This window comes from Kitasatospora sp. NPDC088742 (assembly GCF_055584905.1).
The window spans coordinates 182,467-197,907 of record NZ_JBVJLD010000002.1 but is presented as its reverse complement, the minus strand read 5'-3'; the positions used below and the strand labels follow the sequence as shown (position 1 = coordinate 197,907).

The window sequence follows — 15,441 nt, the reverse complement described above, 5'->3', positions numbered from 1 at the left end:
TCAGTCTGCTACGGAACGTCCGTTCATGCCGTGGATTCGACACCCCGTGTCGTTCATTGTCACTTTGACCATGGCACTACCGGCCACAGCGGAACGAACACGCCAGCGCCCGAGCGGATCCGGCCAGCCGGAGAACCACGGGCCCGGCGGCGGCCCGGCCCACCCGGGGGAGACGGACCCCGAGGACTCCGGGAGCGGACTCCGTACGCGGACTTGACCGAGAGCTGACGGACCATCAGTCTCCTGGTCCCGCCCGGGGCGTCGGGGGTCCATGCTGGGAAGGTTCGCGGCCGATCCGACGGCCGACGGGGGCGAGCGGGCACGAGGCGGTCCGAAGGGGCCGGGGGAGGACCGGAGCAGTGAGCACCACGGCGCGGCAGGAGAGCTCCGACCAGATCACGTTGTACATCACCGAACAGGTCGACGCCGGACACGAGGAGGAGTTCAAGGTCTGGGCCCGCGGCATCCTGGAGGCGGCCGGCACCCACCCCGGCAGCACCGGCACCGGCCTGCTGCCGCCCACCGAGCCGGACGGGCCCTGGCGGCTGCTGCTGCACTTCCAGGACGCCGCCGCCTTCCGCAGCTGGCAGGAGTCCCCGATCCGGGTCGCCCTGCTCGCCAAGGGGAGCGAGGACGGCTACCACCGGATGGTCGGCCGCCAGGAGCTCCGCGGCGTGGACGGCTGGTTCGCGGCCACCGCGTCCCCCGCCCCGGCCGGCCCCAAGCCGGGGCCGCGCCGCTGGAAGATGTGGATCGTCTCCACCCTGGCCATCGCCCCGATCACCTCGGTGGTCAACCTCTTCCTGGTGCCCCACCTCACCTCGGTGCCGGTGCTGGCCCGCACCGTACTGCTGGCCCCGGTGATCTGCCTCCTGATGGTCTACATCGCCATCCCGCTGGTCACCAAGGCCCTGCGGCACTGGATCTTCCCGGCCTGACGGAGCGTCGGGGAATGCGAAAGGGGCCGTCGGTCGAACCGACGGCCCCTTCCGCTCCCTCAGAGCGCCAGATCGGCCAGCGCGGGGTTGCCCGCCAGCGGCGGGTACTCCGTCCCTAGGCCGGTCAGGACGGTCTGCCTGAAGTCCAGCCAGGCGTCCTTGAGCGCGCCGGCCGGGCAGAGCGCCTCGTCCGGTGCGTACGTGGCGGTCACCCGGACCGCCCCGTCCGGCTGCGGGGTGAACTCGATCAGCTCCGCGTTCTCGGTGAAGCCGACCGTGCTGCGCTCACCCCGCTCCAGTGCCAGGACCACGCCCTTCAGGGACCACAGCAGATCGAGAACGGGCGTCCACTCCCACGGCGGGGAGAAGTCGGCACCGTCGATCCGGAGGGTCGCCACGCCGAGGAAGCAGTACCAGCGCAGATCGCCCTGCCTGACCGTGGCGAGATCCACGGCGGGGTCGTGCTCCCGGCCGTGCCCGGCGTACCGGCCGGTCCGGCTGAAGGCCATGGTGATCACGGAGTCCCCCTATCGCTTGACCGGGAAGGCGTTCCGGACCTGCAGGGTGTCCGGATCGATGTAGACGCGCAGCACGTACAGGTCCTCCGCGTCCTTCGGGTTGTTGGCCCGAGTCTTCCCGATCGGCTTGTCGAACTTGAACTCCCACACCTCGCCGTTGCGGTTCTGGGTGTCGAGGACCTCGTCGCCCTTGGCCATCACCTCCCGGATCTTCTCGGCCCGGGACTCCGGCGTGGTGCCCTTGAGCCACTCCGTCTTGGAGATGTCATCCGCGTAGATGCCCTCCGGGGTGTGGCCGTTGACGATGTGGTTGTCGTCGATGAGCAGCTTCGCCAGGTCCAGGCCGCAGTTCGGGTTCTCGTCGTTGTGCACCAGGACCGGGGTGGCGCCGGCGAGCACGAAGTACGTGTGCAGGTCGGCCACGGTCAGGTCGTAGGTGACCATCGAGTCGGTGTAGTTGCGGACCGCGAGCACCGTCACCGGTGCGCCGCCCTCGGACTGCAGCCGCTCCCCGGTCCTGAGCTCGGAGGCGTTGACGAACTCCGAGCGGCTCTGGTCGTAGTACGGGTGGTTCTGCGTGCTGGTGACCTGCCGTGCGCCGTCCGGCGTGGAGACCGTCAGCTCGGTGAACTCCACGTCGTGGTAGGTGACGAACGTCCGGGTCACCAGGTGCGACTCGGCCGCGCCGCCGCCCGCGGCGCTGCGCACCGCGTCGCCGACCTCGACGTTCTGGATCTGCTTGACGCTGCCGTCCGCCATCAGCACCGCCGTCCCGGCCGGGAAGCTGTGCAGCGGCCGGATGCAGGCGATCGCCTTCTCCGGGAACTTCCGGATCCAGGAGGTCAGCGCCGCGAGGCGCAGCTTGTTCGCCGTGCGGATGTCCATCGCCGCGGTCCGGACGACCTGGCCGAGGAAGTTGACCCCCGCCTCCAGGCCCGCCATGTCACCGAGGATGATGGCCATCCGGACCGCCAGGGCACCCCGGACCGCGACCTTGAGGGCCGCGGGCAGGAGCAGACTGGCGGCCGCCCACTGGCAGTCCGTGTTGAAGACCGACAGGTGCTTGGCGCAGCCGATGAAGTCGCTCACCAGGCTGTAGGCGAGGCCACCCCAGAAGGCCTTGTTCACCTCGACCATGTCGACGTCGATCACCTGGTGGACCGTCAGGTCCACCGGGTAGGAGTCGATGTAGTCCTTCTTGTACTTGCCGGTCGCGATGCAGGCGGCCGCGGTCGCGTTCGGGTTGTCGCACGTGACCAGGAAGGCCAGCGCCTTGCCGGTGAGGTGGATGTCGGCCGGCAGCCTGCAGTGCAGCCAGTTGTCCGGGTTGAACCCGCACTGGCCGGTGGCCTGCCCCTCACCCGTCACGACGGGTTCGATGTGCAGTCCGGGGAACTCGTTGTCGAACGCCGGGGCGTTGGCCGGCGGCGGCGACTGCTCCATCTGCTCGGTGGCGTCCGCGATGTCCTGCGCCCGCTGGGCGTCCGAACGTGCGTTGGCCGCCGAGGTCTTGGCGTTCTCGGCCGAGGCCTCGGCGCTGGTGGCGTACTGGTCCGCGTTGTTCGCGGACTGCCTCGCCTGGGTGGCCGAGGTACGGGCCTTGGCGGCGTCGAGCTCGCTGGCGTCCGCCGACGCACGGGCTGCGGCGGCCTCCTGGTCGGCCTGGCGAGCGGACTCGTCGGCCTTCCAGGAGTCGGCCTGGGCCTGCGCGTTGAGCTCGTCCAGCCGCTGCGAGACGGCCTGGACCTCCTTGGAGTCGGCCGCCGCCTGGTTGGCCGACTTGAGCGCCGCGGCCGCCGCCTTGGAGGCCTTGGCCGCCGACTTGGCCGCGTCGGCCGCCGCCTGGGCCGCCAACTTGGCGTCCCCGGCCGCACGGTCGGCCGCGTCCTGCGCCGCCTTCGCGTACGCCTCGGCCTCGGCCGCGCGCAGCTCGGCGACCGCGACGGACTGCTCCGCCAGGGTCTTCGCGGTGTCCGCGACCACGACCGACAGACCGGCCGTGGCGTTGGTCGCCGCGAAGGCGATGCCCAGCTGGATCGCCTGGTCCGCCGGGGCGTTGACCGCCGCCGCCGTGTCCCGGGCGATCTCCGCCTGCTGCGAGGCGGCGTGCGCCTGGCCGGAGGCGGTGGCGCTGTCCGAGGCGGCCGCGTCGGCCTCCTTCTTCGCGCCCGCTGCGGCTGACTTGGCGTCAGCCGCGTGCTGTGCGGAGGACTTGGCCAGCGCGGTGGCCGCGTCGGAGTTCTCCTTCGCGATGCCGGCCTGCATGATGGCCTCGGCGGCGAGGGCGTGGCCCTCGGACGCGTTGGCGCTGGTGCGGCTCGCCGCCGCGCGGGCCACACCGGCGGCAGCGTTCGACTTGCCCGCTGCCGCAGTGCTGTTGGTGGCCGCCTCGCGGGCGTTCACCGCCGCGGTGGAGGCCGTGTCGGCATCCATCTCGGCCTGGGCCGCCGCCCGGGCCGCGGCGTTGGCCGCGGTGCGGGCGTCCTTGGCCGCGGCCTCGGCCGCTGCCGCCGCATCGGTGCCGCGCTTGGCGGCGTAGTCGGCGTCGGCCGCCGCGGAGACGGCCCGTGCCTTGTCCATGTCCTTGCGCGCGGTCTCCGCCCGGGTACGGGCGCCCGCCGCGTCGGTCTCGGCCTGCTTGGCCCGGGCCTCCGCCTGGTCGGCGGTCTGGGCGTCGCCCTTGGCCCGGGACTCCTCGGCCGCCGCTGCCTCGGCCTGACGCTGCGCGTCCGCCGTGGCGGTCGCGGCCTTGGCCCGCTCCGCGTCCGCCGTCTGCCGGGCGGCGGCGGCGTTCTGCCGCTCCCGCTCGGCGGTGGCCGCCGCGTCCTTGGCCTTGGCGGCCTCGGCCTTGGAGCTGGCCTCCAGCGGGACGATCCTGGCCTTGTCCTGGGCCACGATCGCCGCCGCGTCGGCGGCGGCCCGCGCCTTGCCCTCGGCGGCGACCGCGTCGGCCTCCGCCTTCTGGGCGCTGTCCTGCGCGGTCTCGCGCAGGAAGGCGGCCCGGGCGGCGTGCGCCTGGGCACTGGCGTTGGCCAGCAGGGCGGCGCTGTCGTGCAGCGTCGCGTTGGTCGCCGCCACCGCGGTCTTCAGGGCCAGCGCGGTGGCCTGGGAGGCCGCCGCGGCGGACTTGGTGACCTGCGCCGACTGCTTGGCGTAGGACAGGCCGCGGTCGATCGGCATGCCGTTCGCGGTGGCGATGGCCTGCGCCGCCGCCGAGGCCGAACTCGCCGTGGTGTCGGCCGACTTGGCGTTGACCGCGTTCTGGTCGGCGGTGGCCGAGAGGCCGTCCACCCGCTGCTTCAGCTTCGCCAGGTCCGCGTCCACCGAGATCGGCTTGCCGTCGGAGGAGAAGTTGTCGCCGTTGAACCACTCGGGCCAGTGCTTGATCGTGGTGTTCCACGTGCTGTGCGGGTCGGCCTGAGCCTCCATCAGGTTCTTGGCGACCCACGCGTTGCCGAGCGCGTCGTGCATCGCCACCGCGCTGGACTGCAGCGCGGTCAGCGCCTTGATCTCGGCGTTGGCGATCTCGGTGCGCTGCTGCGACTGGGTGGCGTACTCCGCCTCCCACTCGGCCGAGGCGGTCTCCAGGACCTCCACCAGCACCACGTACGGGTCCTGGGGGTTGGTCGGGTCACCGCTGGACCAGCGGGTCTTCAGGCTCTCCACCTCGCGCCGGAACTCCGGCGTGCCCTTGACCGGGGAGACGGTGGGGAAGCCCTTGTACTCGATGAAGCGCCGGACGTCGTCCGCCGACCCCTGCATCTGCGGGGAGTACAGCATCAGACCCCACAGGCCGTACGGGTCGCCGCCCTCGGCCTGCTTCTGCCGGATGATCTCGCCGACCCGGGCCTTCGCCTCGGGCGTGGCCTGCGGGACGTTGACCGGCCAGCCCCAGCTGAGGCCGCCGCCGATCCGGGAGTAGACCTGGCCCGGGCTCAGCGCCTTGGTCACCGCGGTGTCGTACTCGGGCTCGCTGTCGGCGAAGTCCGAGGTGAAGTACTTCCAGACGGTGTCCTCGCGCTCGTCCTGACGGGTGCTCATCCCGTTCATCAGGTCGCTCGCCGAGTCGACGTCCTTCTGCCAGGCGTTCCAGACGTCCTGGTCGAAGAAGAGCTCCGGCTGCGCCGAGCCCGGCCCGGCGAGCCGGGAGACAGCCAGCGTCTTGGAGGCGACGCCGCCGACCTGGAACAGGTAGGACAGGTTGGACCGGCCGACCCGGACCTTCGCCTGGGTGTCCAGCGCCTTCAGCCGGGCGTCCAGGTCGTGCCGCTGCTTGGCGGCCTCCTGGGCGGCCTTGATCTGCGCGGCCAGCGCCGCCTCGTCCCGGCGCAGCTGCTCCTCGGCGGCCTTGGCGGCCTCCTCGGCCTTGGCCGCGTCGGCCTTCGCGGTGGCGGCCGACTTCTCGGCCGCGTCGGCGTTCTGCTTGGCCTGGTCGGCCGTGGTGCGGGCGTTCTTGGCGGTGGCGTCCGCGTCCTTGGCGGCCTGCGCCGCCACGGTCGCGTCCTGCTCCGCCGCACTGGCGGCCGCGTCGGCGGCCTGGGAGTCGGTCAGGGCGTCCTGGGCCGACTTCGCCGCCGCCTGGGCCTGGGCCCGGGCCGCCGCGTCCAGCTCGGCGGTCTTGGCCGCCGCTGCCTTGGCCGCCTCGGAGTCGGTGGCCGCGTTGGCCGCCGACTTCTGCGCGGCGTCGGCGTACTTGGCGGCATCGGCGGCGGAGGTCGCCGCCCTCGCTGCCGCCTCGGCCGCCAACTTGCTGTCGCCACTGGCCCGTTCGGCAGCGGCCTTGGCATCGGCGGCCAGCTTCGCGGAGTACGCGGCGTTGGCGTCCGAGACGGCGGTCTGCTGCTCGGCCAGGGTCTTGGCACCCTGTGAGGCCAGCACCGCGAGCCCGGCCGAGGAGTCGGTCGTGGCGAACGGGGTGCCGAGCTCGATGGCGGTGTTCGCCGGGGCGGTCACCGTGGCGGCGGCGGCCCGGGCCAGCGCGGCGGCCTGGCCGGCCGCGTACGCCTGACCGGCCGCGTTGCCGGCCGCCGTGACGGCCGAGTCCACGTCCTTCTTGGCGGCCACCGCGGCGGTGTTGGCCTTGAGGGACTCCTGCGCGGCCTGCTCGGACGCGCTCGCGGCCTCGGTGGCCTTCTTGGCGGCGGTCTCCGCGTTGTCGACCGCGTAGGCCGCGGCGGCCTCGGCGGTCATCGCGGTGGAGTACGCCAGCAGGGCGTTCGCCTGGGCGTCGGCCGCCCAGGTGGTGGCCCGGGCCGCGGCGGCGGCGGCCGTGGTGGCCGCCTCACGGGCGGCGGTCGAGGCCGAAGTGGTGTCCGTGGCCTTGACGTTGGCCTGGTCGGCCTCGGCTCCGGCCTGCTGTGCGGCGGTCGCGGCGGCCTGTGCGGCGGCCTTGGCCTCGGCGGCCGAGGAGGTGCCCTCGGCGGCGACCGCGGCGGCTGCCAGCGCCTGCGCGTTGGCGGCGGCCACGTCCTTGCGGCGCTGCGCGTCGGCGGCGGAACGGCGGGCGGCGGCGGCCTGGGCCTCCGCCTCCTTGGCCGCCTGGGCCCGCTTCACCGAGTCGGCGTTGGAGCCGTGCGCCTGCTTGCGCTTGTCGTCGGCGGCCTTGAACTTGTCGAGCGTGTCGTTCAGCGCGGTCCTGGCGTTGCCGCGCTGCTTCTCCGCCTCGGCCTTGGCCTTGGCGGCGTTCTGACGCTCCGTCTCCGCGTTGGCGGCGGCGGTCTTCGCCCGCTCCAGCGCGGCGGTGGCGTCGGCCTGGGCCTGCTGGGCCTGGGCCTTGGCGGTGGCCACGTTGGCCGCCGCGGCGGCGGCCGCGTCGGCCTTGGCCTTGGCGGTGTCGGCCAGCGCGGCGGCGCGGGCGGCGCTGTCCTCGGCGGACTGGCGCTGGAACTGCGCGCGGGCGGCCGCGGCCTGGGCCTGGGCGTTGGCGAGCAGGGTGGCGCTGGTGGCGGCGGTGCCGTTCACGGCCTGGACTGCGACGTCCAGCGCGTTGGCGGTGGCCAGCGCGGCGGCCGCCGAGGCCTTGGTGACCTGGGCGGACTGGATGGCGTAGGCCATCCCGCGGCCGCGCGGCAGCCCGTTGTCGTCGGCGATCTTGTCACCGGCGGCCAGGGCGGCCGGGACCTTGTCGGCGGCCAGCTTGGCGTCGTTGGCGGCCTTGCGGGCCACGGCGGCCTGCGCGGTCACCAGGGTCTTGATGGTGGCGAGGTCGGCGGTGGCCTGGGCGTCCGTGCGCGGGGGCGCGTTCGGCTGCCGCTTGGTCGGGTTGGCCTGCCACTTGAGGATCTCGCCGGCCGACCAGCCGTAGCCGAGCGCCTGGTGCAGCGCCTCGGAGCCGCTCTGAAGCGCCGTCAGGGCGTCGACCTCGGCCTTGAGCACGTCCGAGCGCGGCTGGGTCTGCCCGGCCAGCTCGGTCTTCCACTCGGCCCAGGCGGTCTCCTCGACCTCGACCAGGACCTTCTTCCAGTCCACCGGGTTGGAGACGTCGCCGCCGGCCCAGCGGGCCTTGAGCGCCTCGACCTCGATCCGGAACTCCGGCGTGCCCTTGACCGGGGCGGTCATCGGCATGCCGTGGTACTGGATGAACCGGCGGACGTCGTCGGCCGATCCCTCCTTGGCGCTGGTGCCGAGGAAGGTGAAGATGCCGAAGGTGTCCTGGCCGCCGTTCTCGGCGATCAGCTCCTGGACGACCTGGTCCACCTTGGCCAGCGCGGCCGGGTCGGTGGACCGGGCCGGGGCGGGCAGGTACTGCAGCGCGAGCGCGTTGCGCGCGGTGACGCCGCTGGAGGACATGAAGTTGGTGACGTCGGTGTCGTACTGCGGCAGCTTCGTCCCCGAGGCGGTCGCGTACGGGGAGACGAACTGCTCCAGGCCCAGGTCGCGCGAGCCGCGGGCGTCGTCGTCGGCCTTGGCCCGGGACTCGTCCTGGGTGCCGGCGCCGACCGAGCGGTTGGCGGTGAACTGGTTGACGTGCAGGTCACCGTTGGGCAGGGCGGCGGCCTGGACGCTGGTGGTGTTCCGGTCGATCATGCCGTAGGAGGCACCGTCGTTGGTCCACTTGCCGTCGGCGCCCCGGACGCTGTCCATGGCGGCGCCGTCGGTGTCGAGGGCGACCAGGTGCACCCGGTTGTCCGCGCCGCCGGTGGCGGCGATCTGCCGGCTGGGGTAGTCCCGGACGACCGCGGGGGTGCTCCAACTGCCGTTGGTGCCACGGGTGGTGGCGGAGACCTTGTTGTCGTCGGTGAGCACGCCGACGGTCAGCTCGCCGTTCGGCGTGGCCGCCGCCGCGACGCCCTTGGCGTGCGGGGTGACGACGGTGGCGGCGCTCCAGCTGCCGGCGGTGGCGCGGGTCAGGTCCTGCACCGTGCCGTCGGCCCGGAGCACGGCCGCGTGGACCTCGCCGTTGGCGGCGGCGGTGGCGGCCACCGCGCGGGCCTGCCCGCTGCCGTCGATCACCGTGGCGGCCGACCAACTCCCGTTGGCGCCGCGGACGGAGGAACGGACGAGGTTGTCCGTGCCCAGCGTCACCAGGTGCAGGTCGCCGTTGGGGGCGGTGGCGGCGGTGACCGCCTTGGCCAGCTTGGAGCCGTCGGCCACCGTGGCGGCCGTGACGTTGGTGGCCCACCAGGTGCTGTCCGCGCGGTGGGTGCGCAGCCAGACCAGGCCGTCGGTGCCCAGGGTGAGGACGTGGACGTCGTTGTTGGGAGCACCGGTGACCGCCACGTCGGCGACCCGGCCCTGCGTCCCGTCCACCATCACCGGGGCGGACCAACTGCCGTTGGCCGCACGGCCGGTGTGCCAGGCCAGGCCGTCGGCGCCGGTGACGTCCAGCTGGAGTTCGCCGGTGGTCAGCGCGCCCAGCGAGAGCGCGGTCGCCTTCGGGGCGGTGAGCGCCGTCTTGGTCCAGGTGTTGGCGGCCTGGAGCGCGAAGTCGTTGACGGTGCCGGTGGTGGTGAGCACCGCCAGGTGCGGCAGCGCGTTCGGCACGGCCGTGGCGGCGATGGCGGCGGCGTTGCCGGTGGCGTCCACGGTGGTGGCGGCGGCCCAGGTGCCGTCCGTCTTGCGGACCTTCTCGCGGACCTTCTTGTCGGTGCCGAGCAGACCCAGCCGGACTTCGCCGTTGGCGGTGGCCACGGCCGAGACGGCGGCGGTCGTGGTCCCGCTGTCGGCGGCGGTGACGCCGCTCCAGGTACCGCCGGACTTGCGGACGTTGGTCCACACCTTGCCGTCGGTGGTGAGCAGTTCGAGGTGCAGGTCGTTGTTGGGCAGACCGGCCGTGGCCAGGCCCTTGACCTTGCCGGGCAGCGAGTCGAACCGCACGGTGCGGTCGGTGCCCTGGTAGCCCATGTACCAGCCCGGGTACTCGCCCGGGTTGTAGACGTGGTCGCGCACGGTGCCGTCCGAGGACAGGACGGTGAAGTGCAGCTCGCCGTTGGGCAGCGCGGCCTGGCTGAACGCCACGTTCCGCGGGTCGTCGCTGACCAGGATCGGGGTCAGCCAGTCGCCGTTGGCGTTGCGGACCTTGTCGTACAGCTTGCCGTCCGTGGTCAGCACGCCGACGTGCAGCTGCCCGTAGGCCATCGCGGACTGGGCGGTCTGCCTGACCTGCCCGATGCCCTCGCCGAGGGTGCGGCCGCTGGAGCGCTCGCCCTTGGCATTGGCGACGTTGTCCGAGGTGACCGAGCCGTAGTACAGCGACCAGCCCGGCCACGGGCCGAGGTCCTCGGAGGCCAGCATGGTGCCGGCGCCGGCCTTCATCGCCGGGCCGCCCGCGTGCATGGCGCGGGCCAGGATGGCGCGGGCCCGGCGGTCGTCCGCCGCCGCGTCCATCACCTTGATCCGGGCGTCGAGTTCGGCTTCCGAGCCGGCCGGTGGGGCTTCCGTCCTCACCCCCCTCGGCACGGCCGCCGAGGCCGTCCCCACCGCTGTCGAGACCAATGAGGATGCCATCGCGAGGACGACCGCCGTGGCGACCGTACGCGAAGCACCCCGTATTCCATTCGCGCGTTGCGAGAACACAGTCTGCCTTCCGTGAGCTCCGCCCGAAGGAGGTGGGCCCACGAAGGAACGACACCGGAGCGGCCGTCAGGAACGGTCGCCGGCGCGTCTGTTGGCGTCCTTCCCCCGGACGAAGACACCGATGTTGAATCTTGGAGCGAGCGGCAAGCTACCGGATGGTGTTACCCGTCAGCAACAGGTCTTATCGCCAGTTCAGAGCGTTGATGACCATGGGACAGCCGATGCCCGGAATCCATTGACACCCTGTCAGCAGTGTGGTCGACTGCAGGCGGATCACGGCAGGACGCACGGGGGAGCAATACGCAGATGGGCACTCGGATTTCGCACCGCGGCTTGGCCGCAGCGGTATTCGTCGTGGCGGTGGCATTCGGTGCGGGAGCGTGTTCGTCGGGCGGTTCCGGCACTGCCGTCGAGGCGGCCAAGCCGTCGGCGGGCGCCAATTCGACCACGGCCGGACAGGGCTCCGCCGAGCGGAACGGTGTCGGCGCCGGCGGCCCGTGCCGGGACACCATGAAGCACATCACCGAGGCGGGTCAGAAGCTCACCGCCGACATGGCCGACAAGGCCAAGGCGACCGCCGATCTGGAGGCCATCGCCAAGCAGTTCGGCGAGGACGCCGAGAAGATCAAGCACCCCGAGGGCAAGGCCGCCGCCAAGCAGCTGGCCGAGGTCTACGGCAAGCTGGCGCAGAACGCGAAGACCAACCAGGCACCGGACATGGCGACCCTGCCCGGCACCGTGCAGCAGTCGGTGGCCGCCCTCGGCCAGTGCGCCGCCGCCGAGTAGCCGCCGACCAGGGCTGACCGTCCGTCAGGGCCCGGGGAGACCCGGGCCCTTGTCCTCGCATCAGTCCGGGAGCGCTCCCACCAAACTCTGACTCGGGTCCTTGACGCATCCGGAACTCCGTGGGTTGATATGCCGTGAACCCGGACCCCTCACGGCCCAATGGTTCGACATATTGTGGGAGCGCTCCCACATTCACCTGCAAGGCAGCACGCTGCTCGCACCCGGATCTCCCCCACCCGAAAGGATCCGCACGTGTCAGGACAGCTCCTCCGTCGCCTTCGGACGGCCGCCGCGGTCGTCACGCTGGGCGCGGCTTCCCTGCTCCCGGTGGCCGGCGCGGCCGGCACGGCGCAAGCCGCCACCAAGGTCGACAACCCGTACATCGGTGCCGGGGTCTACGTGAACCCCGAGTGGTCGGCCCGCGCCGCCGCCGAGCCGGGCGGTTCCGCGGTGGCCAACCAGCCCACCTACCTGTGGCTGGACCGCATCTCCGCGATCAACGGCAGCTCCTCCAAGATGGGCCTGCGGGCCCACCTCAACGAGGCGGTCCGGCAGGCCGCGGGCAAGCCGTACGTCTTCCAGGTCGTGATCTACGACCTGCCCGGCCGCGACTGCGCCGCGCTCTCCTCCAACGGCGAGCTCGGCCCGACCGAGATCGGCCGCTACAAGACCGAGTACATCGACCCGATCGCCGCCATCCTGGCCGACCCGGCTTACGCGGGTCTGCGGATCGTCACCACGGTCGAGCTCGACTCCCTGCCCAACCTCGTCACCAACGCGGGCGGCACCCCCACCGCCACCCCGAACTGTGACGTGATGAAGGCGAACGGCAACTACGTGACGGGCGTGGGCTACGCGCTCAACAAGCTCGGCGCGATCTCGAACGTCTACAACTACATCGACGCGGGCCACCACGGCTGGCTGGGCTGGGACTCCAACCTCGGCCCCAGCGTCAACACCCTTTACCAGGCCGCCACCTCGTCCGGCTCCACCGTCGCCAACGTGCAGGGCTTCGTGGTCAACACCGCCAACTACTCGGCGCTGAAGGAGCCCTACTTCACCATCGACGACACCGTGAACGGCCAGTCGATCCGGGGCACCTCGAAGTGGGTGGACTGGAACCGGTACGTCGACGAGCTCTCCTACGCCAAGGCCTTCCGTCAGAAGGCGGTCGAGGCCGGCTTCGACGCGAACGTCGGCATGCTGATCGACACCTCCCGCAACGGCTGGGGCGGCCCGGACCGGCCGACCGGCCCCGGCCCGAAGACCACCGGTGACGCCTACGTGGACGGTGGCCGGATCGACCGCCGCTTCCAGCTGGGCAACTGGTGCAACCAGGCCAGTGCGGGTCTCGGCGAGCGGCCGACCGCCGCGCCCGAGGCGGGTATCGACTCCTACGTGTGGGTGAAGCCTCCGGGCGAGTCGGACGGCAACAGCCAGGAGATCCCGAACGACCAGGGCAAGGGCTTCGACCGGATGTGCGACCCGACGTACACCGGCAACGTGCGCAACAACTTCAAGATGTCCGGCGCGCTCGGCGGCGCCCCGCTGGCGGGCGAGTGGTTCTCCGCCCAGTTCCGCCAGCTGCTGGCCAACGCCTACCCGCCGGTCGGCACCACCAACCCCGGTGACACCACCGCCCCGACCGCGCCCACCGGTCTGACCGGCACCGCCACCAGCAGCAGCGTCACGCTCGGCTGGACGGCCTCGACGGACAACACCGGGGTGACGGGGTACCAGATCTTCCGCGGCGGTGTGCAGGTCGGCACCTCCACCACCACCTCGTACACCGACAGCGGGCTGACGGCCTCCACCGCCTACGCCTACACCGTCAAGGCCCGGGACGCGGCCGGCAACGTGTCGGCGGCCTCCGCGGCCCTGACCGTCACCACCCAGGCGGGCAGCGGCGGTGGCAACGCGGGGTGCACCGCGACCTACAAGGTGAGCAACGACTGGGGCTCCGGCTTCAACGCCGACGTCACCGTCACCAACACCGGCACCGCGCCCACCAACAGCTGGAAGGTCACCTGGAGCTGGGGCGGCAACCAGCAGATCAGCAACCTGTGGAACGGCACCGTGACCCAGAGCGGCAGCTCCGTCTCGGTGGTCAACGCCGGCTACAACGGCACGGTCGGGGCGGGCGGTTCCACCGGCTTCGGCTTCGGCGCGAACTACTCGGGCGCCAACGCGGCCCCGACGCTGAGCTGCACCGCCAGCTGACCGTCAGCTGACCCGGCGTCACAGCACGGCGTCACAGCACGGCGGCCGACCCCACGGCGGTGGGGTCGGCCGCCTCGCCGCCGTCCAGGGCGAAGGCGGTGTTCACCAGCCCGACATGGGTGAACGCCTGTGGGGCGTTGCCGAGTTGGTGCCCCGTCCGGGGGTCGTACTCCTCGGCCAGCAGGCCCAGGTCGTTGGTCAGCGCGAGCACCCGCTCGAACAGCTCGCGGGCCTGTTCACGGCGCCCGGTGGCGGTCAACGCGTCGGCCAGCCAGAACGAGCAGGCCAGGAAGGCGCCCTCCGGCCCGGCCAGCCCGTCGGGGCCGGGCACCCCGTCCGGGGTGGTGCGGTAGCGGCGGACGAAGCCGCCGTGGTCCAGCTCGGTGCGCACCGCGTCCACCGTCCGCACCACCCTCGGGTCGGTCGGCGGCAGGAAGCCGTACTTGGCGAGCAGCAGCGTGGCGGCGTCCAACTCCCGCCCCCCGTAGGCCTGGACGAAGACCCCGCGGTGGTGGTCGTAGCCGTACTCGCAGACCTCGGCGTGCACCGCGTCGCGCAGGGCCCGCCAGCGCTCCAGCGGAGCGGGCAGCCCGGTGACCTCGGCGAGCCGGACGGCGCGGTCGGCGGCCACCCAGACCATCATCTTGGAGTGGACGAACTGCCGTTTCCCGCCCCGGACTTCCCATAGGCCCTCGTCGGGCTCGCGCCAGTGCAGCTCCAGGAAGGCCATCAGTGAGCGGAGCAGTCCCCAGACCTGACGCTCCATCGGCACACCCGCCTGCCAGGAGAGCTCCAGGGTGTCCAACACCTCGCCGTAGACGTCGAGTTGGAGCTGGTGGACGGCGGCGTTGCCGAATCGGACCGGGGTCGAGCCCCGGTAACCGGGCAGCCAGTCGGCCAGCGTCTCCGGCAGGGTCCGCTCCCCGGCCACCCCGTACACCGCCTGGAGGTCGCCCGGGTCGCCCGCGATGGCCCGCAGCAGCCACTGGCGCCAGGCCGCCGCCTCCTCCCGGAAGCCCCCGCGCAGCAGCGCCGCCAGGGTCAGGCTGGAGTCGCGCAGCCAGCAGAAGCGGTAGTCCCAGTTCCGCTCGCCGCCCGGGTGCTCGGGCAGCGAGGCGGTCGGCGCGGCCACGATCCCGCCGGTCGGGTCGTAGGTGAGCGCCTTGAGGGTGATCAGCGAGCGCAGCACCTGCTCCCGGTACGGCCCCCGGTAGCGGCAGCCCGCCGCCCAGTCCTGCCAGCGCCGCACGGTGGAGGCGAGCAGCCCGGCCGGGTCGGTGCGGGGCGTGGTGGTGTGGTGGGAGGGCTGCCAGGTGAGCACGAACGGGACCTGCTCGCCGGCCCGCACGGTGAACTCGGACACGGTGGCCCCGTCCTCGCCCCAGGTGTGCACCCCCGGCGGCACCCGCAGCCAGGCCGCGTCCGGGCCCGCCACCGCGATCCGGTGGTGGTCGGTGCGGCGCACCCAGGGTTCGATCCGTCCGTGGTTGAACCGCAGCCGCAGCGTCCCGCGCATCCGGACGGTCCCGCTCAGCCCCTCCACCAGCCGCACCAGCCGCGGCAGCCGGTCGCGCTGGGGCATGAAGTCGGTGATCCGCACCGCGCCGGTGGGGGTGCGCCAGACCGACTCCAGCACCAGGGTCTCCGGCAGGTACCGGCGCTCCGTGCACGGCCCGCCGCCCTCGGGGGCCAGCCGCCAGGCGCCGTGCCGGTCGGTGCCGAGCAGTCCGGCGAAGCAGCTGGGGGAGTCGAAGCGGGGCAGGCAGAGCCAGTCGACCGCACCGTCCCGGCCCACCAGGGCGGCGGTCTGGAGGTCTCCGAGGAGCGCGTAGTCCTCGATCCGTCCGGCCATGAGGCTTCCATTCTGGGCCGGATCGGAGGGGCCGACCAGGCGGCGGCGCGGGAGCCCAATCGCCCCACTGTTCACTTCTGTCTCTGCTGCTTCGCTGGTGACAGGCGGCGGA

General features: G+C 72.6%; 6 protein-coding genes. 3 read left to right on the top strand and 3 right to left on the bottom strand.

Going from position 1 to position 15,441, the window contains the following annotated elements; genetic code table 11:
• The first annotated feature begins 359 nt into the window (after positions 1-359).
• The gene (locus ACZ6ZR_RS03020; RefSeq protein ID WP_465638758.1) at positions 360-938 is read left to right on the top strand and encodes an antibiotic biosynthesis monooxygenase; all 579 of its coding nucleotides are present in this window, start codon (positions 360-362) and stop codon (positions 936-938) included.
• A 59-nt stretch (positions 939-997) separates the two neighbouring features.
• Here the strand turns inward: ACZ6ZR_RS03020 and ACZ6ZR_RS03015 are convergent, their stop codons facing one another.
• Together ACZ6ZR_RS03015 and ACZ6ZR_RS03010 are read right to left on the bottom strand one after the other, a co-directional pair.
• Positions 998-1,456, bottom strand: coding sequence for a hypothetical protein (locus ACZ6ZR_RS03015; protein WP_465638756.1), 459 nt, complete (start codon positions 1,454-1,456; stop codon positions 998-1,000).
• Between the two features lie 9 nt (positions 1,457-1,465).
• Complete coding sequence (locus ACZ6ZR_RS03010; protein WP_465638754.1) at positions 1,466-10,342, bottom strand: polymorphic toxin-type HINT domain-containing protein; 8,877 nt, start codon at positions 10,340-10,342, stop codon at positions 1,466-1,468.
• A 639-nt stretch (positions 10,343-10,981) separates the two neighbouring features.
• Here ACZ6ZR_RS03010 and ACZ6ZR_RS03005 point away from each other — a divergent pair.
• Both ACZ6ZR_RS03005 and ACZ6ZR_RS03000 read left to right on the top strand, forming a co-directional pair.
• On the top strand, positions 10,982-11,257 hold the full coding sequence (locus ACZ6ZR_RS03005) for a hypothetical protein (protein ID WP_465638752.1): 276 nt from the start codon (positions 10,982-10,984) through the stop codon (positions 11,255-11,257).
• A 303-nt stretch (positions 11,258-11,560) separates the two neighbouring features.
• Positions 11,561-13,477 (top strand): glycoside hydrolase family 6 protein, encoded by a 1,917-nt coding sequence (locus ACZ6ZR_RS03000; protein WP_465639187.1) that lies wholly within the window; start codon positions 11,561-11,563, stop codon positions 13,475-13,477.
• 31 nt (positions 13,478-13,508) lie between these two features.
• Here the strand turns inward: ACZ6ZR_RS03000 and ACZ6ZR_RS02995 are convergent, their stop codons facing one another.
• Complete coding sequence (locus ACZ6ZR_RS02995; protein WP_465638750.1) at positions 13,509-15,329, bottom strand: glycoside hydrolase family 15 protein; 1,821 nt, start codon at positions 15,327-15,329, stop codon at positions 13,509-13,511.
• Between the last annotated feature and the right edge of the window lie 112 nt (positions 15,330-15,441).